Raw genomic sequence first — 26069 nt, forward strand, 5'->3', positions numbered from 1 at the left:
CAACGCATCCAGCCCAGGATGAAAAGGGCTCAGTGGATCTTGGGTCGGGCCACGGCCACCTCCGGCGCGATGAATGGGAATGGATGTAGTCGCTCTCACATTGCCCAATACGCACCGGAAACGGTATTGCGCGGCAATTCAGGGGGAATCGCACCTTGGCGGGTAGGGCGCCGTGAGATTTCGTCAACAGCAGTTAACGACCCAGCGTCGGAGCCACACGACAGGACGGGAACTCGCTGGTAGAGCACAGTTCCACGACTATTTGTTGCGTTCCGGTGAACCCCGGAACCGGCCGTGTGAACAGTTCGAGTTGGCCGCATTCAAACGTCGGTAAAAGCAATGGTCAGCCATAGACTGACGTCGCCGACTAATAGTCGTTCAGCGCATACCTGGGGACTCATGACCGAGCGTAGACGTGGTTCTGTTCGCGGCAGGCTGACCCAGATGTTGGCCGTGTCGCTGACCATCGTGCTCAGCCTGATCGGCTACGCGATGACCGTCGAGGTGCGCAACTACCGGGCGGTCACCGCGGCGGTCGAGTCGGTGTCGCTTGCGTTGGGGGCGCAAGGGGTTGTTCACCAGTTGCAGCGGGAGCGAGGGCTGACTCTCGGGTTGCTGGGGGGCGACAGCCGGTTCGCCGATGGGCTCGCTCGGCAGCGCCGCCAGACCGACAGTGCGGTGGCGGCCCTGCGCGGGGAGCTTGAGCGTGGGGTGCCGCAGGGCGGGGAGGACCTTTCCGCCGCCATGCGTGGACTCGACAAGTTGGTGACCGTTCGGGCAGGCACTGACGCACGGACCGGGAAACGGGCGGAGACCTTTGACTTCTACACCTCGGCGATCGCCGGGCTCAACGAGGTGCTGCTGACCTCTGAGGATATCGCCGATCCGGGGCTGCGCCGCGGTTTGGCCGCGTTGCGCACCTTGGGGAACGTCAAGGAGTCGGTGGGGCGCGAGCGCGGTTTCCTGAGCGGCGTGTTCGCCGTGGGCTGGTTCACCGACGACGAGTACGTCCGGTTCACCGAGATCCGCGCGACAAAACTGGCCGCCGCCGCCGAGTTCGAGCGGTTGGCGACCGATGCGCAGAAGGACGCCTTCGCCGCCGCACAGCGGACTCAGGCGGGGCAACAGGCGGCGCGGCTGGAGCAGGTTGCCTTGCTGGGGGCGGCGGGGCCGCTGCCCGAGAATGTCGACCCGATGGTGTGGTTCGAGTCGATCACGACGGTCATCGATGATCTGCGTGACGTGCAGACCTCCGTCGGTGACGACATCACCACTCAGGCCAAAGTGTTGCACCGCGACGCCGAGACCGAGGTCATCATCGCCATCCTGGTGACTTTCCTGGCCGTGGTGGTGTTGGTGTGGCTGGTGATGAGGGGCATTCGCTCGATCACCCTGCCCCTCGCGAAGCTGGCGAAGGACGCCGACACCGTCGCCTCCACTGGCCTTCCCGCCGCCATCGCCGCAGTGCAGGCCGGGCACACCGGCGCCCACGACGAACCGGTCCTGGTCGACGCCGAGGCCTGCAACGAGATCGTCGCGCTGGCGCAGTCGATCGACCGGGTCCGCACGTCGGCGATGACGTTGGCCGGTGAGCAGGCGCTGCTGCGGCACAATGCCCGTCAGTCGCTCGCGAATCTGGGTCACCGCAACCAGAATCTGCTCCGCAGGCAGATCAGCGCGATCAGCGAGTTCGAGCAGAGCGAGTTGGACCCGGACGCCCTGGGCAGGCTGTTCCTGCTCGACCATTTGGCGACCCGGATGCGGCGCAACGCCGAGAGTCTGCTGGTCCTGGTCGGTGAGACCAGCCCACGCCGGTCCGGCACGCCGCTCCCGGTCGTGGACGTCATCCGCGCCGCACTGTCCGAAGTGGAGGAGTACACCCGGGTCGAGCTGCGCGGCGTAGACCCGGTGTTCGTCTCCGGCTCCGTGGTCACCGAGGTGGCGCACCTGCTGGCCGAGCTGATCGAGAACGGCCTGTCGTTCTCGCCGCCCGAGCGTGCCGTCGAAATCCAAGGTAGGCGCACGAAAAACGGCTACCTGCTGGTTGTCACCGACTACGGCATCGGCATGTCCGCCGAGCAGCTCGACGCGGCGAACGCCAAGTTCCGCGGCGTCGACCCGTTCCTGGTGGCGCCCACGAAGTTCCTTGGCCACTATGTGATCGGCATGCTCGCTGCCACTTTGGACATCGGCGTCCGGCTCGTCGAGTCGCCCACTTCCGGGGTGAGCGCACGAGTCCTGCTCCCAGCGAAGCTGCTGGCCGAGGCGCCCGCCGAGCCGCGGCCCGTGATCGTGCGCCCCCGCCCGTCCAAGGCGCTCGACGAGGTGCCGCCCAGCGGCGGACGCACCCGCAACGGGCTGGCCAAGCGGACCCGCAGGCCCGCCCCCGAACCCGTCCGCCCCCACGCTTTCGAGACCTCGAACGGTCGCTCCCCCGACGATGTCCGCTCGATGCTCTCGTCGTTCCGCAGCGGCCACCAGCGCGGCACCAGCCGCCCAAGCGAACAGGACACCGCATGACTGTCGCCACGACGAATCCGCAGACATTCGGCTGGCTGCTGGCCACCTTCGTCCGCAACACCCACGGCGTGCTCGACGCCGTCGCCGTGTCCTCCGACGGCCTGCTGCTGGCCCTGTCCCCAGGCCTGGACCGCGCCGACGGGGATCACCTCGCCGCCGTCGTCTCCGGGCTCACGAGCCTGAGCCGCAGTGCGTCACACCGCTACGACCTCGGCGGCCCGAAGCTGATGATGATCGAGATGAACCGCGGCTTCCTGCTCGTCTCGGCCATCTCCGGCGGTTGCTGCCTCGGTGTGTTCGCGGGCGACGACGCCGACATCGGGGTCGTCGGCTACGAGATCGCCCTGTTGGCCGAGCGGTTCGGCGCCACGCTCAGCCCGGCGCTGATCAGCGAACTGCGGGAGGTGCTTCCCCGTTGACCAGACACGCACTGCCCGACGACGGCCCGTTCATCCGGCCGTTCCTGGTCACCGCGGGCCGCACCCGGCCGGTCCAGCCGACCCTGCGGGTCGACGCGCTGATCAGCACCCTGCCCGCCGCCGCTTCCGCCCGGCTCGCCTTCGAGGCCAAGCGGGTCGCCGACCTGTGCCGCAGCCCCAAGTCGGTCGCCGAGGTCGCGACCGCGATCGACGTGCCGCTCGGCGTTGCCCGGGTCCTGATCGCGGACCTCGTGGCGGCCGGTCTGGTGGCCTGCGGTCCGGCGCCGGAGCTGGATTTGCCCGCACTGGAAAGGATTCGCGAGCTTGTCCATGCGCTCTGACCGCGGCCCGGCGTCGGTGAAGATCGTCATCGGTGGCGGCTTCGGCGTCGGCAAGACGACCCTCATCGGCGCGATCTCCGAGATCGAGCCGCTCGCCACCGACGCGGTGATGACCCAGGCGTCCCTGGGGGTGGACGACTCCGCCGGGCTGCCGGACAAGACGACCACCACCGTGGCGTTCGACTTCGGCCGGGTCACCCTCGACCCGTGGCTGGTGCTCTACCTGTTCGGCACGCCCGGCCAGGAGCGGTTCTCGTTCCTGTGGGACGACCTGTCCGAGGGCGCGCTCGGGGCCGTGGTGCTCGCCGACACCCGCCGGATCGAGGACTGTTTCCCGGCCCTGGACTACTTCGAGTCCCGCGGGACCCCACTCGTGCTGGCCGTCAACCGGTTCGACGACGGCACGCGCTTCGACCTCGGCGAGGTCCGCGAGGCACTCGACCTCACCGACGACGTCCCGATCGTGTCGTGCGACGCCCGGTCGCGCGCGTCGGTCAAGCAGGTGCTCGGCGCGGTCGTCGAGGTGGCCATCGGGCAGCGGGCGCGCGCTATCTAAGGTGGGTGCGACGACAGGAGACTCGCCGTGCCGATCGCTGACCTGGGTGACCGCAAGCTGCACTACATCCGCCGTGGCGAGGGCGCGCCGCTGTTGCTGATTCAGGGCATGGCCGGTCACCACGCCATCTGGGGTGAGCCGTTCCTGTCGCTGCTCGAACAGGATTACGACGTCGTCGCGTTCGACCACCGCGGCATCGGCGAGAGCGACCGGGCCGACGAGCCGTTCACCGTGGCCGAGATGGCCGACGACGCCGCGAAGCTGATGGCCGCCGTGGGCTGGGACGACGCGCACGCGTTGGGCATCTCGATGGGCGGCATGGTCGCCCAGGAACTCGCCGTGCGCCACCCCGACCGAATCCGCACGCTCACCTTGGGCTGCACCTACGCCGGGCCGGGCGGCTCGCTGGAGGCACCGGGCCCACTGCGCATGGTCGAGGCGATGAACACCGGGGATGTCGCCAAAATCCTGCGTGCGGGGTATGAGGCGAACCTGTCCCCCGCGTTCCGGGCCGACGAGTCCCGGTTCAAGCAGTTCACCGACGTGTCGCTGTCGGTGCGCGTCCCATCGCCGGTCATCCTGATGCAGCTACAGGCGATCCTGCGGCACGACGCCGTGGCGGGCTTGCGAAATCTCGACGTACCCACCCTCGTCGTACATGGCACGGAGGACGAGATGATCGTGGCGGCGAATGGGCGGCACCTGGCGAGCCTGGTGCCCGACGCCCGCCTCGAGACGATGGACGGGGTCGGGCACCTGTTCTGGTGGGAACAGCCCGAGCGCAGCGCGGCATTGGTCCGCGCGCACGCGCGATAGCTACTTGCGGGCCTTCTTCTCCCGGACGCGGACCGAGATGCGGACCGGGCTGCCGGTGAAGCCGAACGTCTCGCGGAACTTGCGCTCGACGAAGCGGCGGTAGCCCGCCTCGAGGAAGCCGCTAGTGAACAGCACGATTGTCGGCGGCCGGGTCGAGGCCTGGGTTGCGAACAGAATCTTGGGCTGCTTGCCCCCGCGCACGGGCGGCGGGGTGGCGGCGACGAGGTCGGACAGCCACGAGTTGAGCTGCCCGGTCGAGACGCGCTGGTCCCAGGAGTTCAACGCCGTCCGCAGCGCCGGGGCGAGCTTGCGCACCGAGCGGCCGGTCAGCGCCGAGACGTTGACCTTCTCCGCCCACGGCACGCGCACCAGGCCACGCTCGAGCTCTCGGACCATGGCGTGGCGGCGGTCCTCATCGACCAAGTCCCACTTGTTGAACGCGAGCACGCACGCGCGACCCGAGTCGACGACCATCGTCAGTACCCGCAGGTCCTGCTCGGCGATCGGATCGCTGGCGTCGAGGAGCACGATGACAACCTCGGCGGACTCGATTGCCGCCTTGGTGCGCAGCGACGCGTAGTACTCGGTGCCGCTGGCGAAGTTGACCCGCTTGCGCAGGCCCGCGGTGTCGACGAAGCGCCACAGCTGGCCGTCGAGTTCGACGATGGAGTCGACCGGGTCGACGGTGGTGCCCGCGACCGAGTCGACGACCGCGCGGTTCTCGCCGGTGAGCCGGTTGAGCAGGCTGGACTTGCCCACGTTCGGCTTGCCGACCAGCGCGACGCGGCGGGGGCCGCCCTGCACGCCGAAGGTGTCCTTGGGCGACTCGGGCAGCGCGGCGAGGATGGCGTCGAGCAGGTCGCCGGAGTTGCGCCCGTGCAGGGCGCTGACCGGGAACGGCTCGCCCAGGCCGAGCGACCACAGCGACGCCGTGTCGGCGATCAGCCGGTCGTCGTCGACCTTGTTCGCGACCAGGATGACCGGCACCTTCGAGCGACGCAGGACCTTGGAGACGGCCTCGTCGGTCGCGGTGGCGCCGACGGTGGCGTCGACGACCACGACGACGGCGTCGGAGTGGGTCATCGCGTATTCGGCCTGCGCGGCGACAGCGCCCGCGAGACCGTCGGCGCTGGGCTCCCAGCCGCCGGTGTCGAGCACGGTGAACTTGCGGCCGTTCCACAGCGCGTCGTAGGCGACGCGGTCGCGGGTGACGCCAGGGGTGTCCTGCACGACCGCCTCACGGCGGCCGAGGATGCGGTTGACCAGCGTGGACTTGCCCACGTTCGGGCGTCCGACGACGGCGAGCACCGGCTTCGGTGTGGCCTCGCCGTCGTCGTCGGCGAACTCGTCGCCGATCGAGTCCCATTCGGACTCGTCGGACCAGGTGCCATCGAGCTCTGTCATTGATTCCGCTTCCGCTGTTCGTCAAGTTCGTCAACCAGGCCGGCGAGCCGGACCCGGATCTGTTCGGTGGCCTCGATGAGGCCGGTGCGCCCGCGTCCGACCACGAGGTCGAACGGCTCGCCCACCATCATGTCGACCGTGGGGCGAAACCGCCGCCGGGCGCCTTCGGGCCTGCGCGTGCCGCGCGTAGCCACCGGCAGCACGGTCGCGCCGGTCGAGCGGACCAGCCAGGCCGCGCCCTGCTCGGCCACGGCGACGTTTCCCTCGCCGCGGGTGCCTTCGGGGAAGACGCCGACCAGGCCGCCGCCCTTGAGGACGTCGACCGCGGTCAGGAGCGGGGTCCGGTCGGGTTCGCCGCGCTTGACCGGGACCTGCCCGATCGCGCGAAGACCCCGTCCCGCGATGCCGCGGAACATCTCCTGCTTAACCAGGAACACCGAACGGCGCGGCAGCATTCCATAGATGAGCTGCGGTTCGAGCATGGAGCTGTGGTTCGCGACCAGCACCACGGGTCCCGTGCGCGGGACCCGCTCGATTCCGTGCACGCGGATACGGAACGCGGGGCGGAAACCCCAGCGTCCGATCATCCGGCCGACGTCGTGCAGCCAGGGCAGCGCCCCCGCGGGCAGATCCGTGGTCATCGACCCGCCGGTTGCACGGACGTGCCGCTCAGGCCGCGGTCACGAACCAGGTCGAGCAGGTGCGCGACCACGCCGTCGATGTCGAGTTCGGTGGTGTCGACCTCGACCGCGTCGTCGGCCTGCTTGAGCGGTGAGGCCGCCCGGGTCGAGTCGAGCCGGTCGCGGCGCTCCACGTCGGCCTTGACCGCGTCGACGGTGGCCGTGCGGCCCTCGGCGCTGTCCTGGCGGGTGCGCCGTGCGGCGCGCGCGTCGGCCGAGGCGGTCAGGTAGACCTTGAGCCCGGCGTCGGGCGAGACCACGGTGCCGATGTCACGGCCCTCGACGACGATCCCGCCAGTGGTGGCCCGGACCTCGCTGATGATCTGCCGCTGCCGGGCGACCAGCATTTCGCGCACCTTCGGCACCGCGGAGACAGCGGAGACGGCCAGGGTGACCTGCTGGCCGCGGATCTCGGTGGCGACGTCCTCGGAGCCCAGGTGGACGACGGCGCGGTTCGGGTCGGTGCCGACGTGCAGGTCGGTGGCCTCGGCGACGCGGCGGACCGCGGTCACGTCGGCCGGGTCGACGCCCGCGCGCAGCACGGCCAGCGTCACCGCCCGGTACATCGCGCCCGTGTCGAGGTAACCCGCGCCGAGCGAGGCCGCGAGCCGACGCGCTACGGTGGATTTGCCGGTGCCCGAGGGTCCGTCCATCGCGACGACTCCACGAAGCTGACCCTGTCCCACCGCGGCATCCTCCTGCTGACTTGTCCCAGACCAGTGCTCTATTCTGCCTGGCCCCTCCCGCGGGCCGACGCCCGGGCGATGTCGGTGGGCCGCGATACCGTCATGGCATGACCGAGATCACGGACAGCTCGACCGGGTGGGTGGCCAAGCACATCCAGCGCTACGTCGAGACCGACGGCGCCGACGGGTACCTGTTCAACGGCTATCCGACGCTGCTGTTGACCACGCGCGGGCGTAAATCGGGTCACTTGCGGCGCACCGCGCTGATCTTCGGCGAGTCCGACGGCCGGTATCTGCTGGTCGCGTCCGACGGCGGCGCCGAGAAGCACCCGGCCTGGTATCTGAACCTCACGGCCGACCCGGAGGTCACCGTGCAGATCCGCGGGGACGTCTTCGCCGCCCGCGCGCGGACCGCGACGCCGGAGGAGAAACCGCAGCTCTGGGCGGCGATGGTGGACGTGTTCCCCACGTACGACTCGTACCAGCGCAAGTCCTCACGTGATATCCCTGTGGTCGTGTTGGAGCGCATGTGATCAGCAAGCGCGCGCTGAACCGGGCGACGCTGGCCCGGCAGCTGCTCCTGGAACGTTCGGACCTCGGTGTCGTCGACGCGGTCGAGCACCTGGCCGGGCTGCAGGCTCAGACACCGCACACCTGGTACGTCGGTCTGTGGACGCGGCTGCGCGACCTCACCCCTTCGCAGGTGTCGGACGCCCTGGAGTCTCGCGACCTGGTGCGGATCGCGCTGATGCGCTCGACCATCCACCTGGTCAGCGCCGCCGACTGCCTGCGGCTGCGGCCCCCGCTTGCCGCGATGCTGACCAGTGGCACGAACGCGATCTTCGGCAAACGCCTCGTCGGCGTCGATCGCGACGAGTTGGTGGCCGCGGGCCGCTCCATCCTGGAGGAGCAGGCCATGACGTTCGGCGAGTTGGGCAAGGTGCTCGCCCTGAAGTGGCCCGACCGCGACCCGTTGGCGCTCGCGCAGGCGGTGCGGGGAGACACACCGCTGGTCCAGGTCACCCCGCGCGGGCTGTGGGGACGGTCGGGAAAGGCCGCGCACACGACGGCCTCGCACTGGCTGGGAGATCTCGAGGTCCCGGAGCTGACACTGCCCGAGATGATCCGGCGGTACCTGGGCGCCTTCGGCCCGGCTTCGGTGAAGGACGTGCAGACGTGGTCGGGGCTGACCAGGCTGTCGGAGGTGGTCGAGGGGATGTCGGATCTGGTCGGTTTCAGGGACGAGCACGGTCGCGAACTCTTCGACATACCCGACGCGCCACGCCCCGACGAGGACACGCCGGCGCCGGTGCGGTTCCTCTACGACTTCGACAACCTGCTGCTGTCGCACGCCGACCGGTCGCGGGTGGTCACGCCGCGGGTCAAGGAGCAGAACTTCGACCCGCATGGGCCGATCCCCCGGTTGGTGCTTGTCGACGGCGTCACAGCCGGCGCGTGGACCACGGAGATCGGCAAGGAGCGAGCGGTGTTGCGGGTGCGGCCGTTCGATCCGTGGCCTGCTGCGGCGCTGGATGAGGCTGCCGAGGAAGGGGCGCGGTTGTTGGCGTTCCTGGCTGGGGACGTCGGGGACCAGCGGGTGGAGATCGGCTGAGAGCCCTGGTTGCCGAGTTGGCGCGATCATCCTGGTCCGCTTCGCGCCGGGTTCCCCGGACTTGGGGTGGTGGGTGCTACTTCGGGTGGTTGGGGTCGGATGTCTCGTTGAGGTGTTGGCGGGTGCGTGTTCGCGAAGTCCGACCGCGCGAACGCGACGGGGTGTGGGGATCACCGATTCGTCGTTGCCGGGGCGTCACGCGGGGGGCACTTGGAGATCGACTGAGCTGCCCTCGGCGTCCCGAAGGCGGCTCAGTCGTGGGGTTTACCTGGCTGCGTAGACGCTTTCGACGAACTGGGCGATCTGGTCTTCCGACAGGTGCCTGCCCACGTCGGCCTCGCTGATCATCCCGACGAGGCGCTTGCCCTCAAGCACCGGGACGCGGCGGATTTGGTGGGACTGCATGGTGCGCAGCACCTGGTTGATGTCGGCGTCGGCCATGACGCAGTGTGGGGCGCCGTTGGCGAGGTCGGAGGCCTTCATGTCGGCTGGGTTCTTCCCCTCGGCGCAACACTTCAGCACGATGTCGCGGTCGGTGATGATCCCGTGCAGCCGGTCGTCGTTGCCGCAGATCGGCAGCGAGCCGACGTCGAGGTCGCGCATCATCCGTGAGGCGACGAGCAGGCTTTCGTCCTCGTTGATGCACTCGGCACCGGCATGCATGATGTCGCGAGCGGTAGTCATTCGCGGCTCCTTCCGCTGGGTGGTCACGACCCTCCCAGGGTGCCCCCACCACCGCCGCACGGCGACTCGATCACGCGCTGACCTCGCCGAACGCCGCCATGGCTGCCCGCAGCTGGTCGTCGCGCAGGTACGGCGCCGGGCCGAAGCGCAGGTGTTCGCCGCGACTGTCGGTGAGCACGCCGCGTTCGGCGAGGGCCCGTTGGTACTCGGCCGCGCGCGGTGTCCGGATGGCCAGGAAGCCGCCGAAGAGTGTGCGCGGGGAGCGGTCGCGGGTGGCCACCGACTCCGGCAGGCCGAGGTCGTCGAACTCGGTCGCGAGCAGCGTCGTCTGGCGCAGTGAGATCTCGCGCAGCACCGGTGCCGTCAGCCCCTGGTCGGCGAAGAAGTCGATCACCGCGGCGGCCCGGTAGTGGCTGGTCGGGTCATACGTGGAGCCGGCGAACCTCGTGCCGCCGGGTGCGTAGGTGACCCGGTCGGGGTCCTTCTCGTCGGCCAGCGCGTCGAACTCGGCGAACCAGCCGGTGACGACCGGGCGCAGCCGCTGGGCGTGCGGGGGCAGCCGCAGGAAACAGTTGCCCTCCCCCAGTTGCAGGTACTTGTAGCCGCCGCCGACCACCCACACGTCGGTCAGCCCGGCGTCGGACAGCGACATCGGGACGACGCCGAGCGCGTGGTAGGCGTCCACGAGCAGTTCGACGCCGTGCCCGGCGCAGGTGAACGCCAGACCGCCGAGGTCGGGGACGATGCGGGAGGTCTCGAACAGGACCGAGGACACGAGCACGGCCGCCGTCGAGGAGTTGACCTCGGCCGCCAGCCGCTCGGAGAGGGTGTCGGCGGGCAGCGCGGGCACGTGCACGACCTCGATCCGCTCCTCGGCGAGTCGGGCGAGTTGGCGGCGCAGGGTGTGGAACTCGCCGTCGGTGGTGACCAGCCGCGGCCGGGAACGCAGGTCCAGCGCGGAAAGGAAACGCACGACGAGTTCGTGGGTGTTCGACCCGAGCGCGATGTCACAGATCGGGTCGTCGAGCAGGACGCGGTACCAGTCGCGCAGCTTGTCGGCCTTCGCGAACGCGAGCGCCCACTTGTCGTCCACAGTGGACGCAGCGTCGTCGAACGCCTCGATCTGGCCCTCCAGAGCCACATCCGGCCACGCCTGGTGCGAGTGCCCGGTGAGCAGCAGCCGGTCGGCGACCCGGAACCGGCTGTAGTGCGAGGCCAGATCGCTCACAGCTCGCTCCGCACGGCCCACAGGTCCGGGAACACCGGCTGGAACAGGGTTTTGCGCAGGTACGCCGCACCCGGCGAGCCACCGGTTCCCGGCTTGTCGCCGATGGTGCGCTCGACCATCTTCACGTGCCGGTAGCGCCACTCCTGCAGACCCTCGTCGAGGTCGACGAGATGTTCGGCCACTGTGGACGGACCGGAGTCGTCCGCGTAGACCTCAAGCAACACCTTTTGCAGCCCCGGCGACGGCTCCACCGGCTTGCGCACGTCGCGTTCCAGCACGTCGGCTGGGACGGCGTAGCCGTGGGAGTGCAGGTAGGACAGGAATGAGTCGAAGACCGACGGCCGCGACATCGCGCCCTCGATCTGGGCCCGCTGCGCACCGCCCCGCGGGTAATGGGCGAACGCGCGCTCGTCGCGCCTGCCCAGAACCGCCTCCAACTCGCGGAACTGCGCGGACTGGAACCCGCTGGACTCGTCGAGGCGGGCCCGGAAGCTGGTGAACTGGCGTGGCGTCATCGTCTCCAGGACGTCGATCTGCGCGACGATGACCTTGAAGATGGTCAGCACGCGACGAAGAACTCGCACGGCGTGCGGCGTGTGCCCGGATTCCAGCACCCGTTGCAACTCGGCGAGTTCGTGCAGCAACTGTTTGAACCACAGCTCGTAGACCTGGTGGATGACGATGAACAGCATCTCGTCGTGCTCGTCGGAGCGCGGCCGCTGCGCCCCCAGCACCTCGTCCAGGGCGAGGTACGAGGTGTAGGTCAGAGATGCGGCAGTGTCTGCCGCCTGGGTCTCGACTGTCTTGCCCGGCTCCGCATGCCTCGTGATGTCTGGTTTCAACTCTGGCTCCTGGTTTGTCGGTACTGGTCGCTAGCTTGATCGGCATGTCCCGGTTCCGCCTTCAACCGACATCCGCCCAGGAGCGCGCGTTGCTGGAGCACTGTGGGCACGCACGGTTCGTGTGGAACCCCGCCGTGGAGCAACACGCCCACTGGCAGCTGGGTCGCAAGTCGGCTCCTGGGTTCGTCGAGCAGTGCCGCCAACTGACCGAGGCTCGGGCGGTGCACCCATGGCTGGCGGCCGGGTCGGTGATCGTGCAGCAGCAGGCGCTGAAGGACTTCGGCCAGGCGATGGCGAACTTCTTCGGTCGATTCCACCGGCGACCGTCCTGGCGCCGTCGCGAGCGTGGCGAGGGTTTCCGGATCGTGGCGGTCAAACTGGGCGACGTGCGCCGGATATCCCGCAAGGTCGGTGAGGTGCGGGGGCCGAAGGTCGGTTGGGTGCGGTTCCGCTGGTCGCGCGCGGTGGTCGACGGTGTGAAGTCCTACCGGGTCACTCGTGACCAGACTGGGCGCTGGCACATGGCTTTCGCGGTGGTGCCCGAACCGATCGCCGGGCCAGGCTCGGGTGCCGTGGTGGGTGTGGATCGCGGGGCGCGCGAGAGCCAAGCCGCCTTCCGCTGCCGATCCTTCGGTCTTGCCCGCAACGCCGATGTGAACGCGGCACTCAATATTCGACTCGCGGCAGGGCATGCCGTGACCGCACGGGGAGGCCCGCCATTGGGTGAGCCTGCGAACCGTGAACCTCAACACGACGACCACCTCCTCGTACGGTAGTTGGCTGTTGGAATCCCCCGCCTTCAGGCGGGAGAGGAAGTCAAGGCGTCATCTCTGCGTCGAAGTGGCGCTGCGCTTGTGGCGCGAGCGCCGGGTAGGCGTGGTGGAACAGCGTCACAGCCGCGGCCCGGCAGGGCGGCGGGGCGACGAGATCGGCGGGCAGCTCGGGGTCGAGCAGCGCGAACTGGCGGTAGGTGTGCATGAGGCGGACCCGCAGCTCGAACGCCGAGCGCGGGTCGTCCGCTTTCGCATCACCGAACTCGGCGACGAACGACTCGTAGCGGGCCGCGAGGGCGTCGAGGTCCCAGACCCGGGGCACGAAGGCCGCGAAGTCAGGCACCTGGGCGGGCTCGCCGACCATGACCCCAGCATGCGCGCTCACGCCGAGTTGGTCGAGCAGGGCGGCGACCTCGGCGGTTCGGTCGCGCGGCGCGAGCCAGGTGCCGTCCTGCACGGAGCCGAAGCCGAGGAACCGCAGCCGGGCGACCAGGCGGGCACGGGAGACGCGCTGCGACTCGGGGATCGTGTGCCACAGGATCGTCCACGGGCCCGGGGGTGCCTCCCGTCCGAGGCTGAAGATGCGCCGGTCGCCCTCGGCGAGCACAGCCGCGGCGCGCGGGGTGACGGTATAGAAGACCATCCGGCCGTCTTTGACCCGTTCGAGCAGGTCACGGCGGACGAGCCTGGTCAGTGCCACCCGGGCCGCGCCCTCGGTGAAGCCGAATTCACCCAGCAGGGCGACGAGCCCGCCGGACCACACGGCGGTGCCCTCGCGGGGGCCGACGTGCGCTCCGAGAATGGTCAGGACGAGGTCCTGCGGCGCGGGTTCGAACACGGTCGGAGCATAGTTGACACCTCAGCTGGGTCAACCGTAGGGTTTTTCGTAGGACGTGACCGCGGCCACAAGGATGTGACGCTGGTGAAGGTCGGTATCGGGCTCCCCAACACAGTTCCGGGATGTGACGGCGCGACGCTCGTCGAGTGGGCCCGACGGGCCGACGGCGGGCCGTTCTCCACGCTCGCCGTGCTCGACCGGGTGCGCTACGACAGCGTTGAGCCGTTCGCCGCGCTGTCCGCGGCCGCGGCGGTGACCAGCCGAATCGGGCTGGCGACGATGATTGCGATCGGGCCGCTGCGCGGTGCCGCGATGCTCGCCAAGCAGGCGGTGTCGGTCGACGCGCTGTCCGGCGGGCGGTTCACCCTCGGCCTGGCGGTCGGCGCGCGGCTCGACGACTACGACGCGGCCGGGGTCGACCACCGCACTCGCGGCGCCGCCCTGTCGACTCAGCTGGCGTACTTGCGCGGCGAGTTCGACTCGGCGGGTATCGGGCCGGTCGTTCCATTCGGGGCCAAGGGAATCGGGTTGCTCGTCGGCGGCACGAGCGGCGCGGCGCTGGCCCGGATGGCCCGCTACGGCGACGGCTACGCCCACGGCGGCGGGCCGCCGCGCGCGTTCGGCTCCGCGGCGACGAAGGCTCTGGCCGCTTGGCGCGACCTCGGCCGTCCCGGCGCCCCCGCGCTGTGGGGCCAGGGATACATCGCGCTGGGCGACGCCGAGCGCGGCCGCGACTACCTGCGCGACTACTACGCCTTCACCGGGCCGTTCGCCGAGAAGATCGCCGCGGGCGCGCTGACGAGCGTCCGCGAGGTCAAGGACTTCGTGCGCGGGTACGCCGACGAGGGCTGCGACGAGCTGATCCTGTTTCCCACCGTGGCCGATCTCGACGACCTCGACCGCTTGGCTGAGGCGCTGTCATGAAGGTCGCCATCATCGGCGCCGGACCGGCGGGCCTGTACCTGGCGATCCTGCTGCGTAAGGCCGGGCACGAGGTGTCGGTGCTGGAGCGCAACGCGCCGGACGCGACCTTCGGCTGGGGCGTGGTGTTCTCCGAGGAGACGCTCGGCGCGCTGCGCGACGCGGACCCCGCGACCCACCTGGAGATCACCGACTCGTTCGCCCGATGGTCCAGTGTGGACATCCGGTACCAGGGCAAGCTGCTGCGGTCGCGCGGGCACTCGTTCTCCGCGATCGCCCGCAAGCACCTGCTGTCGATCCTGCAGCGCCGGGCCGCCGAACTCGGCGCGGACCTGCGGTTCGGCGTCGAGGTGGACGAGTTGCCCGAGGCGGATCTCGTGGTGGCCGCGGATGGCGCGAACAGCCGGGTCCGCACCCGGGACTTCCGCGCGTCGGTGAAGCCGCAGGGCTGCAAGTACGTCTGGTTCGGCACCGACCTGGTGCTCGACTCGTTCACGTTCTCCTTCAAGGAGACGGAGTTCGGCCTGTTCCAGGCGCACGCGTACCCGTTCGACGAGAACACGAGCACATGGATCGTGGAGTGCGCGGAGCCGGTGTGGCGCCGCGCCGGGCTGGACACGATGAGCGAGACGGAGAGCATCGCCTTCTGCGAGAAGCTCTTCGCCGACGACCTCGGCGGGCACCGGCTGATGTCGAACCGGTCGCTGTGGCTGGACTTCCCGCTGGTCCGCTGCGCGAGTTGGCACCGGGGCAACGTCGTGCTCCTCGGCGACGCGGCGCACACCGCGCACTTCTCCATCGGCTCGGGCACGAAACTGGCGATGGAGGACGCGATCGCGCTGGCCACCGCGCTGGCGCGGCACAGCGACCTCGGCGCGGCGCTGACCGAGTACGAGCTTGACCGCCAGCCGATGGTGGAGCGGTTCCAGCAGGCGGCGGGCGAGAGCGCGGCCTACTTCGGCCGGACCGCCACCTACACGGGGTTCGAGCCGGTCCAGTTCGCGTTCAACCTGCTGACCCGCAGCGGCCGCGTCTCCCACACGAACCTGGCCCAGCGCGACCCGGACCTGATCCGGGTGCTCGACGCCTGGTTCGCGGCCGGGACGTCGATGGTGCCGGGCGCGGTCGCCCCTGCCCCGCTGTTCGCCCCGCTGCGCCTGGGTTCGACGACGCTGACCAACCGACTGGTCGCCGAGGACGCGGGCGATCCGGTCCGGGCGGCTCAGGCGGGCGCGGGGTTGGTGATGACGGGCCCCGTGGCGGTGTCCCCCGAGGGGCGGATCTGCCCCGACACCCCGCTGACGGCGGAGGTGAGCGTCGACGACGTACACCAGGCCGGTGCCTTGGTGGGCCTGCGCCTGACGCACGCGGGTGCCCGCGGCGCCACGCGGCCACCGGCCGATGGGCTCGACATCCCGTTGCCTCCCACGCAGGCGTGGCCGCTGCTGGCGGCGTCCTCGGTGTCGTTCGGGCCGTTCGCGCAGACGCCGAAAGCCATGGACGCCGGCGATCTCGCCGCGGCCCGGCAGGCGTTTGCCGACGCGGCGACCACAGCGGCCGATGCCGGGGTCGACGTGCTGGAGCTGGACCTGGCCGACGGTCATCTGCTGGCGGGTTTCCTGTCGCCGCTGACCAACCGGCGCGACGACGAGTGGGGCGGTGAGCACCGGTGGGCGTACCCGTTGTCGGTGCTCGACGCGGTGCGTGAGGTGTGGCCGCGGCTGCTCTCGGTGCGGTTGACCGTGACCGACTGGGTCCCGAAGGGACTCGGGCTACCGGAGGGAATCCGGCTGGCCAAAGCGGTGCGCGAGCACGGCGCGGACCTGGTCCACGTGCGGGCCGGGCAGAGCGTGGCCGAGGCGCGGCCGGAGTTCCGCCGCGGCTACCTGACGACACTGTCGGACCAGGTGCGCAACCAGGCGGGCGTGCCGACGCTGGTGGGCGGATACTTGACCACACCGGACGAGGTGAACACGATCGTCGCCGCCGGGCGGGCCGATTTGTGCGTGCTCACGCCGCAACCGTCACCGATCGAGGCGGTGGTGTTGTCATGACCCAGTTCGCCGATCTGACCTCACCGCAGGTCGCCGAGGTTCTCGCAGGCGAGCGGACACCGGTGTTGCTGCTGCCGGTGGGCGCGATCGAGCCGCATGGCCCGCACGCTCCCTTGTCGACAGACCCGATCATCTCGGCAGGCATGTGCGCGCGGGCCGCCGAGCGACTGGCGGGCGATCCCGCCGTGCGGGTGCTGATCCTGCCCGCCCTGCCGTACGGGGTGACGCATTACGGCGAGGCGTTCCCCGGTGCGGTCGGCATCAGTGCGGAGACGCTGCACGCGATCGTCGTCGAGGTCTGTGCTTCCCTTGCGACGCAGGGATTCACCAAAGTTGTGATCGTCAACAACCACTTCGAGCCCGAGCATGTGACGGCGCTGACGTGGGCGGTCGACTCGCTGGCCGAGCGCGGTATCCGGACCGGGTATCTCCACCTGCTGCGCAGGCGCAACGTCGAGCGGCTCACCGAGGAGTTCCGGTCCGGCTCCTGCCACGCGGGCCGCTACGAGACGTCACTGGTGCTCGCCGACCACCCCGCGCTGGTGGACACCTCGGTGATGCGTGGGCTGCCCCCGCTGATCGTGGACATGCCCATGGCCATGCGCGAGGGCCGGACCGACTTCGTGGCGATGGGGATGGACCAGGCGTACTGCGGATCGCCCGCCGAGGCGACCGCCGAGGAAGGACAGTCCACTTTCGACACCCTGACCGAGCTGCTGATCGACGTCATCCGCGACCTGGCCGATCAGGAATGAGAGGACACTGAGGTGTTGCGCTACGAGGATCTGCCCGACCGGCTCAACCTGGCGACGTACTTTCTCGACCGCAACCTGGCCGAGGGGCGGGGTGAGCGCACCGCCCTGCTCGGCCCCATGGGTCCCACGACCTACGCGGAGCTGGCGGAGCTGACCAACCGCGTCGGCCACGTCCTGCACGACCTCGGGGTCCGGGTCGGGCAGCGGGTGCTGCTGGCGCTCGGCGACGGGGTCGAGTTCGTCGCGACCTGGTATGCCGCACAGAAGATCGGGGCGATCACCGCCGAGGTCTACACGTTCCTGCCCGCCAAGGACTACGAATACTTCCTGGACTACACCGACGCCACCGTGGTGGTCGTCGACCTCACGACGCTCGACCGGGTCCGCGAGGCCGGGACCGCAGGCCGCAAGGTGCTGGTCATCGGCGAAACCTCATTGCGGGACAACGAATACTCGTTTGCCTCCCTGGTCTCCGCCGCGTCGCCTCGTCTGGATTCCGCGCCCACGCACCGCGACGACGTGGCGCTGTGGAAGTTCACCACCGGCAGCACGGGAGCGCCCAAGGCGTGCGTGCACACCAATCGCTCACCCGTCCTGAGCCACGACTGGTACGCGCGTGGGGTACTCGACCTGGGGCCGGACGACATCGTGCTGCCGGTGCCGAAGCTGTTCTTCGGGTATGCCCGCGATCTCGCCGCGCTCTACCCATTCGGCGTTGGTGGTGCTGGAGTCGTGTTCGGCGAACGCACGACGCCGCAACGGATCTTCGAGCTGATCGCGAGGTACCGGCCGACCATCCTGGTCAACGTGCCCACGATGATGAGCGCGATGGTCGCGCACCCGGACGCCGCTTCGCAGGACCTGAGCTGCCTGCGGCTGTGCACGTCGGCGGGCGAGGCGCTGCCACCGGAGCTGCACCGCAAGTGGGACAAGGCGTTCGGTGTCGAGGTGGTCGACGGGATCGGGTCGTCGGAGGCGTATCACATCTATATCTCCAACCTGCCGGGCGCGGCGCGGACGGGCAGCGTGGGCACGCTGGTCCCCGGCTACCGCGCGCGGATCGTCGACCAGGACGGCACGGACGTGCCCGACGGCGAGACCGGCACTCTGGAGATCATCGGCGCGACCGCGGCGGTCGGCTACTACGGCGATCCGGACAAGTCCGCGCAAACGTTTCCGGGCGACGACACCGTCCACACGGGAGACTTGTTCAGCCGCGACGCCGACGGCGCGTTCCACTATCAGGGGCGCGCGGACGACCTGCTGAAGGTCAGCGGCATCTGGGTGGCGCCGAGCGAGATCGAGCACTGCCTGATCGGCCACCCGGACGTCATCGAGTGCGCTGTGGCGGGCCACGAGACCGACGGGCTGGTCCGGCCGCACGCGTTCGTCGTGGCCCGGGTGGAGATCGACGCCGAGGATTTGCGGGCTTATGTGCGGGAGCGTTTGTCCCCACACAAGACGCCGGAGCGGGTCGTGTTCGTCGACGCGCTTCCCCGGACTACCAACGGGAAGCTCGACCGGCGGGCGCTGCGTGGGCTGGATGTGGCGCGGTGAGCAGGCTGGTGGTGGTGACCGGCGGGACCCGCGGCATCGGCGCGGCCGTGGCGGCACGCTTCCGGGCCGCGGGTGACGAGGTGGTCGCGGTGGGGCGCGCCGAGTGCGATGTCACCGACGAGGATGCCGTGGCGGCGTTCTTCGCGGGTCTGGGTCCGGTCGATGTGCTCGTCAACAACGCAGGCATCTCGACCAGCGCACCGCTGGCGCGGACCCGACTGGCCGACTGGGAGGCTCAGCTGGCCGTCAACGCCACTGGCGCTTTCCTGTGCACGCGGGCAGTGCTGCCGGGAATGTCCTCACGCGACAGTGGGCGGATAGTGACCGTCGCCTCGGTCGCCGGCCGGGTGGGGTTCCGTTACACGTCGGGGTATACGGCTTCGAAGCATGCGGCGGTCGGGTTGACGCGGGCGGTCGCGGCGGAGGTCGCCGGGACCGGGGTGACGTCGAACGCCGTGTGCCCTGGGTATGTGCGTACGGATATGACCGACCAGACCGTGCGGCGGATCGAGGAGCGAACCGGGCGGGACGGCGAGGCCGCGTTGGCGGCGATGTCGCCGCTGGGCCGGTTGTTGGAGCCGGACGAGGTCGCCTTCGCCGTGGCGTTCTTGGCCGCTCCCGAGGCCGGGGCGGTCAATGGGCAAACGCTTGTACTTGATGGAGGAGGAGTTCAGTGAGTCCTTTCAGGGCTTCCCCTGGTTTCACCGAGAAGTGGGAGCACTTCGGGTTCGATGTCGCCGACGGCGTGGCCACGGTGACCCTGAACCGTCCGGAGAAGCTCAACGCGCTGACCTTCGACGTCTACGCCGACCTACGGGATCTCTTGGCCGAGCTTCCCCACCGCGGCGACGCCCGCGTGCTGGTCCTGCGCGGCGAGGGCCGCGGGTTCTGCTCGGGTGGCGATGTCGAGGAGATCATCGGCGAGCTGCAGCGGATGGAACCGGGGCAGCTGCTGGAGTTCACCCGTATGACCGGCGCGGTGGTGAAGGCGCTGCGGGAGTGTCCGCTGCCGGTGATCGCCGCGATCAACGGGATCGCCGCGGGCGCGGGTTCGGTGATCGCCCTGGCCTGCGACTTCCGCGTGATGGCCCGCTCGGCGTCGTTCGCGTTCCTGTTCACCAAGGTCGGACTGGCCGGCGCGGACATGGGTTCGGCCTACCTGCTCCCCCGCCTGGTGGGCCTCGGCCGGGCGACGGAACTGCTGATCCTCGGCGACAAGGTCGACGCCGACCGCGCCGACCGCATCGGGCTGGCCACCCAGGTCGTCGATGACGCTGACCTGGCGGCCACCGCCACCGCCCTTGCCCGCAGGCTCGCCGACGGGCCTGCCCTGGCGTACTCCACGACCAAGGTGCTGCTCACCCGGGAGCTGGACATGGACCTGGGCAGCGCCATCGAGTTGGAAGCGATCACCCAGGCCCTGCTCATGAAGAGCGCCGACCACGCCGAGTTCTACGCCGCCTGGTCAGCGGGCCGCCGACCCGTCTGGACCGGCCGATGACCCCACACGAGATCGTGACCGCACCCGGGCTGGCCGCCCCCGTGGGCTTCGCCCACGCCGTCATCGCCGCCCCGGGCCGTTCGGTGTACCTGGGCGGCCAAACCGCCCAGGACGCGGACGGTTCCATCGTCGGCAGCACCATGGCGGAGCAGTTTGATGTCGCCGCGGGAAATGTCGTGGCGGCCCTCGCTGCGGCGGGAGGCTCCACCGGCGACCTGGTGTCGCTGGTGATCTACGTGACCGACGTGTCCGCCTATAAGGCGGCGTTGCCAGAGCTGGGCCCGTTGTGGCGCAAGCACTTCGGCCGCCACTACCCGGCCGTAGCCCTCTTGGGCGTCGCCGAACTCTTCGACGCCGAAGCCATGATCGAGCTAATCGCCACCGCGGTGGTCCCCCATGAATGACCCTCAAGGTTATCCACAGCCCCCCGCAAACCAAGATCCTTTGTCACCCCCCACCGATAGACTGGCCAAGGGCCGTCCCCCCGGGGAAGGGCGGGGGCTGCCTGGTGGGCCGCGCGACGACGAAGAACGAGAAAAGCAACCCGGCGCGCAGGTGCCCGGTGGGGCGCGCGACGAACGGCGAAACGAGCGGGTTGGTGGGGCGGAGTTGGCCGCGTCCACCGAGAAGGTGGCGGCGGGGCCCCTCCTGGAGATCGCCAAGCGTGGGGTTCCCGGGCTGATCAATCGGCCGCTTCTCGCCGCGTTGGCGGAGCATGGGTTGCTCGGGCGGATCTTCCAGCGCGGCGACAGCGGGTATGTGCCGACCTCCGCGATGGATCTGTGCGTCATCCGCGAAGCGCTCGCACGGCACTGCACGGAGGCTGAGACGGCGTTCGCGCTGCAGGGGCTTGGCGCGTATCCGATTCTGCTCGCCGGGAGCCCCGACATGGTCGAGGCGTGGATTCCGCGGATCGCCGCGGGCGCGGCCGCCGTGGGGTTCGCGCTGACCGAGCCGGACGCCGGCTCTGACGCAGCCTCTTTGGCATTGCGGGCCACTGTGGACGGTGACGACTTCGTGCTCGACGGCGAGAAGACCTACATCTCCCACGCGCCCGAGGCTGAGGTGTACTCGGTGTTCGCCCGAACCACCGATGGCGCGGGCGCGCGCGGCATCACCGCGTTCGCGGTGGAGCGGGACACGCCTGGGCTGACCGGTGAGCACATCCACCTGTTGGCGCCGCACCCGATCGGGCGGTTGCGGTTCGACGGTGTGCGTGTTCCCCGCTCCCACGTCCTCGGCGACGTCGACGGTGGCTGGGGTGTCGCCATGCGCACCCTCGACATGTTCCGGCCCAGTGTCGGCGCGTTCGCGGTCGGCATGGCGCAGGCCGCGCTGGACGCGGCGGTGGCGCACGCGGCGCAGCGGCAGGCGTTCGGGCGGTCGCTGTCCTCGTTCCAAGGGGTGTCACACCAACTCGCCGATGTGGCGACCCGGCTGCGGGCCGCGCGGTTGCTGGTCCACGAAGCGGCCGCGGCCTACGACGCCGAGCCGGGGAGGACCGGTCACCTGTCCGCCATGGCCAAGCTGTTCGCCACCGAGACCGCGCAGGTGGCCGTCGACCTGGCCATCCAGGTGCACGGAGCGCGCGCGCTCGAACGTGGGCATCTGCTCGAACACCTCTACCGGGAGGTGCGGGCGCCACGCATCTACGAGGGTTCGTCGGAGATCCAGCGGGAGATCATCGCCCGCAGCTTGTTCAAGAATGTCGGTGCCCGCTGAGACCATGCGGGCATGACCGATGAGGCGTTCTGGCTGCTGATCGAGCGGGCCGCGGAACAGGCGGGCGACCGCGACGAGCAAGCGGAGTGGCTCGCCGAGGAACTCACGCGGCTGCCGGTCGAGCAGATCGTCGGCTTCCAGGTCCAACTGTCGGCCCACCGCTTGCGCGCCGACACCTGGCAGATGTGGGCCGCGGCGCGCGTCATCATGGACGGGTACTGCGGCGACGACAGCTTCTGGTACTTCCAGCTCTGGCTGCTCTCCCTCGGCCGTCACACCTTCGACCGGGTCGTCACCGAACCGGATCTCCTTGCCGAGATGGAGTCCGTGCGCGCCCTGGCCGCGAAGCCGATCCAGACGTGGTCGCCAAGCGACTGGCCGGACTGGGAAAGCCTGGACTACGCCGCCGCGACCGCCCACCAGGACGCCACCGGACGCGAACTCGGACTGGAGAGAACGCTCCTGGACGCCGGGATCGAGCTGCCCGTGAACCCGGACCCCGCCGACGTCGATTGGGCCCCGGGAGACCCGGCCGAGGTCGCCGCCCGACTCCCCCGGCTGACCCTCCTGTTCAACGCGCGGGTCAGGTAGACGCGGGCAACGCCGCGAGCGCGCGCTCGATCTCCTCCTCCGACAACTCGTGGTCGACCATCTCGCCACCGAGATAGGCGCCGTAGGCGGGGAGGTCGAGGTGGGCGTGCCCACACAACGCCGTCAGGATCACCTTCTCCTCGCCGGTCTCCTTGCACCGCAACGCTTCGCGGACGCATTCGGCCAAAGCGTGGGTGGGCTCCGGGGCCGGGATGATGCCCTCGGCGCGGGCGAAGCGGACGCCGGCGGCGAAGCACTCCTGCTGCGGCAGGGCGACGGCGTCGATCAGGCCCAGTTCGTAGATGTGCGACAGCAGCGGCGACATGCCGTGGTAGCGCAGGCCGCCCGCGTGGATCGGGTCGGGGATGAATCCGTGGCCAAGGGTGTGCATCTTCAGCAGCGGCGTCAGACCGGCCGTGTCGCCAAAGTCGTAGGCGTAGTCACCCCGGGTCAGCGAAGGGCACGCGGCGGGCTCGACCGCGCGGATGGCCGGTGACATGCGGCCCGCGAGCTTCTCCCGCAGGAACGGGAACGCCAGGCCGCCGAAGTTGGAGCCGCCGCCGGTGCAGCCGACGATGACGTCCGGGGTGTCGCCCGCCAGCTCGAACTGCTTCAGCGCCTCCTCCCCGATCACCGTCTGGTGCAGCAGCACATGGTTGAGCACGCTGCCCAACGCGTAGCGGGTGTCGGGGTCGGCCGCGGCCATCTCGACCGCCTCGCTGATCGCGATGCCGAGGCTGCCGGTCGAGTCCGGGTGCTCGGCGAGCACCGCCCGGCCGGACGCGGTCAGGTCCGACGGGCTGGGGTGCACGGTCGCGCCGAAGGTCTCCATCATGAGCTTGCGGTACGGCTTCTGGTCGAAGGACGCCCGCACCTGCCAGACCTCGCACTCCAAGCCGAACACCGCGCAGGCGAACGCGAGAGCGCTGCCCCACTGGCCCGCACCGGTCTCCGTCGTCAGCTTCGTGACACCCTCACGCGCGTTGTAGAACGCCTGCGGGACGGCGGTGTTCGGCTTGTGCGAGCCGACCGGGCTGACACCCTCGTACTTATAGTAGATCCGCGCGGGCGTGCCGAGCGCGCGTTCGAGCCGGTGTGCACGGTACAGCGGCGACGGCCGCCACAGCCGGTAGACGTCCTGGACCTCGTCGGGGATGTCGATGTAGCTCTCCCCCGACACCTCCTGCGCGATCAGCGCCTGCGGGAACAGCGGCGCCAGGTCGTCCGGCCCGACCGGCTGCTTCGTACCCGGGTGCAGCGGCGGAGGCGGCGGCTCCGGCAGGTCGGGGATGATGTTGTACCACTGGGTCGGCATCTCCGACTCGTCGAGCAGGAACTTCGTGCGTCCGGACATGCCGCCTCCCGTGGCTCGGTCGATCCGTCCAACGCTAGAACTGTCGCGCCGGCACGGCCATCGGAAGCTGGGTTGTTACGGTGGTGGGGTGAACGTCGAGGTGACACCCCTGCCGGGAATCGGCACGCGCCAGGACTTCGTCTCCCGCTCCGGCCGACGCATCGGGGTGATCACCTACCGCGACGGCCACGCCGAGCTCATCGTCTCCAAGCAGGACGACCCAGACTCGTGCGTCGCGTCGATCCCGATGACCATCGAGGAGTCGAGCACGCTGGCCAACCTCCTGGGCGCCCCGCACCTGGTCGCGCAGCTGGAGGACCAGCACCGCGAGGTCACCGGGGTGACCACCCGTCAGCTGCCGCTGGCGCCGGGCTCGCCGTTCGACGGCAAGACCCTCGGCGACACGGAGCTGCGCACCCGCACGGCGGTCTCTGTCGTCGCGGTCGTGCGCACGGGCACCGTGCACCCGTCGCCGCGGCCGGACTTCCGGTTCGCGGGTGGCGACATGCTGGTCACTGTCGGCACCGCGGAAGGGCTCGCCCGCGCCGCCGATGTCATCGAACACGGCTGATGCCGGAGACCGCTGTCCCCCTGATCGAACTGGGCGCCGTCTTCTTCGGCCTCGGCCTGCTCGGACGGCTCGCCTGGCGCATCGGCATTTCCCCGATCCCGCTCTACCTGATCGGCGGGCTCGCGTTCGGCGCGGGTGGGATCGTCCCGCTGCACGGCATCGAGGACTTCACCCACATCGCGGGCGAGATCGGTGTGATCCTGCTGCTGCTCCTGTTGGGGCTGGAGTACTCGGCGGCCGAACTCGTCACCGGGCTGCGCCGGTCCTGGATGGCGGGCCTGCTCGACCTGGTGCTGAACTCCGCGCCGGGTGCGGCGGTGGCCCTGATGCTCGGGTGGGGGCCGATCGGCGCGCTCGCGATGGCGGGCGTCACCTACATCTCCTCGTCCGGGATCATCGCGAAGGTGCTGGGCGACCTCGGTCGACTCGGCAACCGGGAAACGCCGGTGGTGCTGTCGATCCTGGTGTTCGAAGACCTCGCCATGGCCGTCTACCTGCCGATCCTCACCGCGCTGCTGGCGGGCGCGAGCCTGCTCGGCGGCCTGACCGCCGTCGGGATCTCGCTTGTCGCCGTGACCGTGGTGCTCGTGATCGCGCTGCGCTTCGGCCGGTTCGTGTCGATGATCGTCGACAGCCCGCAGCCCGAGGTCTTCCTGCTGCGCGTGCTCGGCGCGGCCCTGCTCGTCGCCGGAATCGCCTCCCAGTTGCAGGTGTCGGCGGCGGTCGGCGCGTTCCTGCTCGGCATCGCGATTTCCGGGGCGACCGCGGAGAACGCGACCAAGCTGCTCGAACCACTGCGCGACCTGTTCGCCGCGGTGTTCTTCGTCGTGTTCGGCCTGAACACCGACCCGTCGACGATCCCCCCGGTGCTCGGCTACGCGGTGGCGTTGGCTTTCATCACCACGCTCACGAAGGTCGCGACCGGCTGGTGGGCGGCACGCCGCCAGGGCATCGGCCGGTTGGGCCGGGCCCGGGCGGGCGCCGCCCTCGTCGCGCGCGGCGAGTTCTCCATCGTCATCGCCGGGCTCGCGGTGAGCGCGGGCGCCGTGGACAGCCAACTGGCCGCGCTGGCGACCGCGTACGTGCTGCTCATGGCCATCTTCGGGCCAGTCGCGGCGCGCGTGGTCGAACCCGTGGCCGAATTGTTCCGGCGCAAGGCCCCGGCCTAGACGACGCAGAACTCGTTGCCCTCGGGGTCTTGGAGGACGACGGCGTAGTGATCGATATCGGGGTTGTCCAGCTTCCGCACCACGGTCGCGCCTGCCTTGAGCACACGGTCGACGACCGTGGTCACCCGCTCTCGACGTTCGGCCATCGGCACCGAGCGCCCGCCGCCGACTTTGAGGTCGAGGTGCACCCGGTTCTTCGCGACCTTGGGCTCCGGAACCCGTTGAAACCAGAAGCGTGGCCCTTTCCCCGACGGATCGACGATGGACTCCGATTCCTCGCCGACCCCTTCGGGCAGCTCATCCTCGGGCACACCCATCTCGGCCCAGTAGTCGCGCCAGGTGGCGTGCCCGCCCGGTGGTGGCTCCGGGATGTAGCCGAGCGCCTCGGCCCAGAAAGCCACCTGCCGCGCGGGGTCGGCGCAGTCGATGGTGACCTGCAGTGTCAGTTCCATGGCGCGAGCCTGCCATGGGGGTA

Annotated in this window: 28 protein-coding genes; 19 read left to right on the forward strand and 9 right to left on the reverse strand. The window is 69.9% G+C overall.

Annotated elements, in window-relative coordinates:
* Window positions 1–399: 399 nt before the first annotated feature.
* Genes GPZ80_RS29810 through GPZ80_RS29830 form a run of 5 tightly spaced genes read left to right on the forward strand, consistent with a single transcriptional unit; the run spans window position 400 to window position 4652 of the window.
* Window positions 400–2520, forward strand: coding sequence for a sensor histidine kinase (locus GPZ80_RS29810; protein WP_187224449.1), 2121 nt, complete (start codon window positions 400–402; stop codon window positions 2518–2520).
* Window positions 2517–2939 (forward strand): roadblock/LC7 domain-containing protein, encoded by a 423-nt coding sequence (locus GPZ80_RS29815; protein WP_187224450.1) that lies wholly within the window; start codon window positions 2517–2519, stop codon window positions 2937–2939. Before GPZ80_RS29810 ends, GPZ80_RS29815 begins: the two co-directional genes overlap by 4 nt.
* The gene (locus GPZ80_RS29820; protein WP_187224451.1) at window positions 2936–3280 is read left to right on the forward strand and encodes a DUF742 domain-containing protein; all 345 of its coding nucleotides are present in this window, start codon (window positions 2936–2938) and stop codon (window positions 3278–3280) included. Before GPZ80_RS29815 ends, GPZ80_RS29820 begins: the two co-directional genes overlap by 4 nt.
* On the forward strand, window positions 3270–3836 hold the full coding sequence (locus GPZ80_RS29825) for a GTP-binding protein (protein ID WP_222720070.1): 567 nt from the start codon (window positions 3270–3272) through the stop codon (window positions 3834–3836). Before GPZ80_RS29820 ends, GPZ80_RS29825 begins: the two co-directional genes overlap by 11 nt.
* Before the next feature lie 27 nt (window positions 3837–3863).
* Window positions 3864–4652 carry an alpha/beta fold hydrolase gene (locus GPZ80_RS29830; RefSeq protein ID WP_187224453.1) on the forward strand — a complete coding sequence of 263 codons (789 nt, stop codon included), beginning with the start codon at window positions 3864–3866 and terminating at the stop codon, window positions 4650–4652.
* Here the strand turns inward: GPZ80_RS29830 and der are convergent, their stop codons facing one another.
* From der to cmk, 3 genes are read right to left on the reverse strand one after another with little or no spacing between them, the layout of a single operon-like run.
* A complete protein-coding gene (gene der / locus GPZ80_RS29835; protein ID WP_187224454.1) occupies window positions 4653–6056 on the reverse strand; it encodes a ribosome biogenesis GTPase Der in 1404 nt (467 codons plus the stop codon).
* The gene (locus GPZ80_RS29840) at window positions 6053–6697 is read right to left on the reverse strand and encodes a lysophospholipid acyltransferase family protein (RefSeq protein ID WP_187224455.1); all 645 of its coding nucleotides are present in this window, start codon (window positions 6695–6697) and stop codon (window positions 6053–6055) included. Before GPZ80_RS29840 ends, der begins: the two co-directional genes overlap by 4 nt.
* The gene (cmk, locus tag GPZ80_RS29845) at window positions 6694–7389 is read right to left on the reverse strand and encodes a (d)CMP kinase (protein WP_187224456.1); all 696 of its coding nucleotides are present in this window, start codon (window positions 7387–7389) and stop codon (window positions 6694–6696) included. Before cmk ends, GPZ80_RS29840 begins: the two co-directional genes overlap by 4 nt.
* A 140-nt stretch (window positions 7390–7529) precedes the next feature.
* Here cmk and GPZ80_RS29850 point away from each other — a divergent pair, with 140 nt between their 5' ends.
* Together GPZ80_RS29850 and GPZ80_RS29855 are read left to right on the forward strand one after the other, a co-directional pair.
* Window positions 7530–7955: a nitroreductase family deazaflavin-dependent oxidoreductase gene (locus tag GPZ80_RS29850; protein ID WP_187224457.1), complete on the forward strand. Its 426-nt coding sequence runs from the start codon at window positions 7530–7532 to the stop codon at window positions 7953–7955.
* Window positions 7952–9034 (forward strand): winged helix DNA-binding domain-containing protein, encoded by a 1083-nt coding sequence (locus GPZ80_RS29855; protein WP_187224458.1) that lies wholly within the window; start codon window positions 7952–7954, stop codon window positions 9032–9034. Before GPZ80_RS29850 ends, GPZ80_RS29855 begins: the two co-directional genes overlap by 4 nt.
* Before the next feature lie 264 nt (window positions 9035–9298).
* Here GPZ80_RS29855 and GPZ80_RS29860 read toward each other — a convergent pair whose 3' ends face one another.
* The 3 genes from GPZ80_RS29860 to GPZ80_RS29870 all read right to left on the reverse strand — a co-directional run bounded on the left by GPZ80_RS29860 (window position 9299) and on the right by GPZ80_RS29870 (window position 11776).
* Window positions 9299–9718, reverse strand: coding sequence for a CBS domain-containing protein (locus tag GPZ80_RS29860; protein ID WP_091377200.1), 420 nt, complete (start codon window positions 9716–9718; stop codon window positions 9299–9301).
* Between the two features lie 70 nt (window positions 9719–9788).
* Entirely contained in the window at window positions 9789–10946 is a 1158-nt protein-coding gene (locus GPZ80_RS29865; protein WP_187224459.1) for a kynureninase, read from the reverse strand.
* The gene (locus GPZ80_RS29870; protein WP_187224491.1) at window positions 10943–11776 is read right to left on the reverse strand and encodes a tryptophan 2,3-dioxygenase; all 834 of its coding nucleotides are present in this window, start codon (window positions 11774–11776) and stop codon (window positions 10943–10945) included. The genes GPZ80_RS29865 and GPZ80_RS29870 overlap by 4 nt, the downstream gene beginning before the upstream one ends.
* A gap of 56 nt (window positions 11777–11832) precedes the next feature.
* On the opposite strand from GPZ80_RS29870, the gene GPZ80_RS29875 reads away from it, so the two are divergent.
* A complete protein-coding gene (locus GPZ80_RS29875) occupies window positions 11833–12564 on the forward strand; it encodes a helix-turn-helix domain-containing protein (RefSeq protein ID WP_187224460.1) in 732 nt (243 codons plus the stop codon).
* 40 nt (window positions 12565–12604) lie between these two features.
* Here the strand turns inward: GPZ80_RS29875 and GPZ80_RS29880 are convergent, their stop codons facing one another.
* Complete coding sequence (locus tag GPZ80_RS29880) at window positions 12605–13399, reverse strand: PaaX family transcriptional regulator (RefSeq protein WP_187224461.1); 795 nt, start codon at window positions 13397–13399, stop codon at window positions 12605–12607.
* Window positions 13400–13483: 84 nt separating this feature from the next.
* Between GPZ80_RS29880 and GPZ80_RS29885 the strand changes: the two genes are divergently transcribed.
* From GPZ80_RS29885 to GPZ80_RS29925, 9 genes are all read left to right on the forward strand, one after another.
* Window positions 13484–14323, forward strand: a complete 840-nt coding sequence (locus GPZ80_RS29885; RefSeq protein ID WP_187224462.1) for an LLM class flavin-dependent oxidoreductase — start codon at window positions 13484–13486, stop codon at window positions 14321–14323.
* On the forward strand, window positions 14320–16374 hold the full coding sequence (locus GPZ80_RS29890) for an oxidoreductase (protein WP_187224463.1): 2055 nt from the start codon (window positions 14320–14322) through the stop codon (window positions 16372–16374). The genes GPZ80_RS29885 and GPZ80_RS29890 overlap by 4 nt, the downstream gene beginning before the upstream one ends.
* Window positions 16371–17129: a creatininase family protein gene (locus GPZ80_RS29895; RefSeq protein ID WP_187224464.1), complete on the forward strand. Its 759-nt coding sequence runs from the start codon at window positions 16371–16373 to the stop codon at window positions 17127–17129. The genes GPZ80_RS29890 and GPZ80_RS29895 overlap by 4 nt, the downstream gene beginning before the upstream one ends.
* Window positions 17130–17159: 30 nt before the next feature.
* Complete coding sequence (locus GPZ80_RS29900) at window positions 17160–18686, forward strand: benzoate-CoA ligase family protein (protein WP_187224492.1); 1527 nt, start codon at window positions 17160–17162, stop codon at window positions 18684–18686.
* The gene (locus GPZ80_RS29905) at window positions 18683–19363 is read left to right on the forward strand and encodes an SDR family NAD(P)-dependent oxidoreductase (protein ID WP_187224465.1); all 681 of its coding nucleotides are present in this window, start codon (window positions 18683–18685) and stop codon (window positions 19361–19363) included. Before GPZ80_RS29900 ends, GPZ80_RS29905 begins: the two co-directional genes overlap by 4 nt.
* Window positions 19360–20187 (forward strand): enoyl-CoA hydratase family protein, encoded by an 828-nt coding sequence (locus GPZ80_RS29910; protein WP_187224466.1) that lies wholly within the window; start codon window positions 19360–19362, stop codon window positions 20185–20187. The genes GPZ80_RS29905 and GPZ80_RS29910 overlap by 4 nt, the downstream gene beginning before the upstream one ends.
* On the forward strand, window positions 20184–20591 hold the full coding sequence (locus GPZ80_RS29915; RefSeq protein ID WP_187224467.1) for a RidA family protein: 408 nt from the start codon (window positions 20184–20186) through the stop codon (window positions 20589–20591). Before GPZ80_RS29910 ends, GPZ80_RS29915 begins: the two co-directional genes overlap by 4 nt.
* Before the next feature lie 205 nt (window positions 20592–20796).
* On the forward strand, window positions 20797–21909 hold the full coding sequence (locus tag GPZ80_RS29920; RefSeq protein ID WP_246477622.1) for an acyl-CoA dehydrogenase family protein: 1113 nt from the start codon (window positions 20797–20799) through the stop codon (window positions 21907–21909).
* Window positions 21910–21921: 12 nt separating this feature from the next.
* Window positions 21922–22500, forward strand: a complete 579-nt coding sequence (locus GPZ80_RS29925) for a DUF4240 domain-containing protein (RefSeq protein WP_187224469.1) — start codon at window positions 21922–21924, stop codon at window positions 22498–22500.
* Here the strand turns inward: GPZ80_RS29925 and GPZ80_RS29930 are convergent.
* Window positions 22493–23854, reverse strand: a complete 1362-nt coding sequence (locus tag GPZ80_RS29930) for a TrpB-like pyridoxal phosphate-dependent enzyme (protein WP_187224470.1) — start codon at window positions 23852–23854, stop codon at window positions 22493–22495. The two genes, GPZ80_RS29925 and GPZ80_RS29930, sit on opposite strands and share 8 nt — an antisense overlap.
* A gap of 88 nt (window positions 23855–23942) precedes the next feature.
* On the opposite strand from GPZ80_RS29930, the gene GPZ80_RS29935 reads away from it, so the two are divergent.
* Both GPZ80_RS29935 and GPZ80_RS29940 read left to right on the forward strand, forming a co-directional pair.
* The gene (locus GPZ80_RS29935) at window positions 23943–24425 is read left to right on the forward strand and encodes a cation:proton antiporter regulatory subunit (protein ID WP_091377163.1); all 483 of its coding nucleotides are present in this window, start codon (window positions 23943–23945) and stop codon (window positions 24423–24425) included.
* Window positions 24425–25594: a cation:proton antiporter gene (locus tag GPZ80_RS29940; RefSeq protein ID WP_187224471.1), complete on the forward strand. Its 1170-nt coding sequence runs from the start codon at window positions 24425–24427 to the stop codon at window positions 25592–25594. The genes GPZ80_RS29935 and GPZ80_RS29940 overlap by 1 nt, the downstream gene beginning before the upstream one ends.
* Here GPZ80_RS29940 and GPZ80_RS29945 read toward each other — a convergent pair.
* Window positions 25591–26046 carry a VOC family protein gene (locus tag GPZ80_RS29945; protein ID WP_187224472.1) on the reverse strand — a complete coding sequence of 152 codons (456 nt, stop codon included), beginning with the start codon at window positions 26044–26046 and terminating at the stop codon, window positions 25591–25593. The two genes, GPZ80_RS29940 and GPZ80_RS29945, sit on opposite strands and share 4 nt — an antisense overlap.
* Window positions 26047–26069 lie beyond the last annotated feature (23 nt).

It is taken from the genome of Actinokineospora xionganensis, from assembly GCF_014323725.1.
Taxonomy (GTDB): domain Bacteria; phylum Actinomycetota; class Actinomycetes; order Mycobacteriales; family Pseudonocardiaceae; genus Actinokineospora; species Actinokineospora xionganensis.

Excerpts from the sequence above, each read along its gene's own strand:
- GPZ80_RS29825 (WP_222720070.1), top strand. The coding sequence starts at position 3,270 with ATGCGCTCTGACCGCGGCCCGGCGTCGGTGAAGATCGTCATCGGTGGC.
- GPZ80_RS29895 (WP_187224464.1), top strand. The coding sequence starts at position 16,371 with ATGACCCAGTTCGCCGATCTGACCTCACCGCAGGTCGCCGAGGTTCTC.
- GPZ80_RS29930 (WP_187224470.1), bottom strand. The coding sequence starts at position 23,854 with ATGTCCGGACGCACGAAGTTCCTGCTCGACGAGTCGGAGATGCCGACC.
- GPZ80_RS29890 (WP_187224463.1), top strand. The coding sequence starts at position 14,320 with ATGAAGGTCGCCATCATCGGCGCCGGACCGGCGGGCCTGTACCTGGCG.
- GPZ80_RS29840 (WP_187224455.1), bottom strand. The coding sequence starts at position 6,697 with ATGACCACGGATCTGCCCGCGGGGGCGCTGCCCTGGCTGCACGACGTC.
- GPZ80_RS29810 (WP_187224449.1), top strand. The coding sequence starts at position 400 with ATGACCGAGCGTAGACGTGGTTCTGTTCGCGGCAGGCTGACCCAGATG.
- GPZ80_RS29915 (WP_187224467.1), top strand. The coding sequence starts at position 20,184 with ATGACCCCACACGAGATCGTGACCGCACCCGGGCTGGCCGCCCCCGTG.
- GPZ80_RS29875 (WP_187224460.1), top strand. The coding sequence starts at position 11,833 with ATGTCCCGGTTCCGCCTTCAACCGACATCCGCCCAGGAGCGCGCGTTG.
- GPZ80_RS29850 (WP_187224457.1), top strand. The coding sequence starts at position 7,530 with ATGACCGAGATCACGGACAGCTCGACCGGGTGGGTGGCCAAGCACATC.
- GPZ80_RS29945 (WP_187224472.1), bottom strand. The coding sequence starts at position 26,046 with ATGGAACTGACACTGCAGGTCACCATCGACTGCGCCGACCCCGCGCGG.
- GPZ80_RS29815 (WP_187224450.1), top strand. The coding sequence starts at position 2,517 with ATGACTGTCGCCACGACGAATCCGCAGACATTCGGCTGGCTGCTGGCC.
- GPZ80_RS29860 (WP_091377200.1), bottom strand. The coding sequence starts at position 9,718 with ATGACTACCGCTCGCGACATCATGCATGCCGGTGCCGAGTGCATCAAC.
- cmk (WP_187224456.1), bottom strand. The coding sequence starts at position 7,389 with ATGGACGGACCCTCGGGCACCGGCAAATCCACCGTAGCGCGTCGGCTC.
- GPZ80_RS29940 (WP_187224471.1), top strand. The coding sequence starts at position 24,425 with ATGCCGGAGACCGCTGTCCCCCTGATCGAACTGGGCGCCGTCTTCTTC.
- der (WP_187224454.1), bottom strand. The coding sequence starts at position 6,056 with ATGACAGAGCTCGATGGCACCTGGTCCGACGAGTCCGAATGGGACTCG.
- GPZ80_RS29925 (WP_187224469.1), top strand. The coding sequence starts at position 21,922 with ATGACCGATGAGGCGTTCTGGCTGCTGATCGAGCGGGCCGCGGAACAG.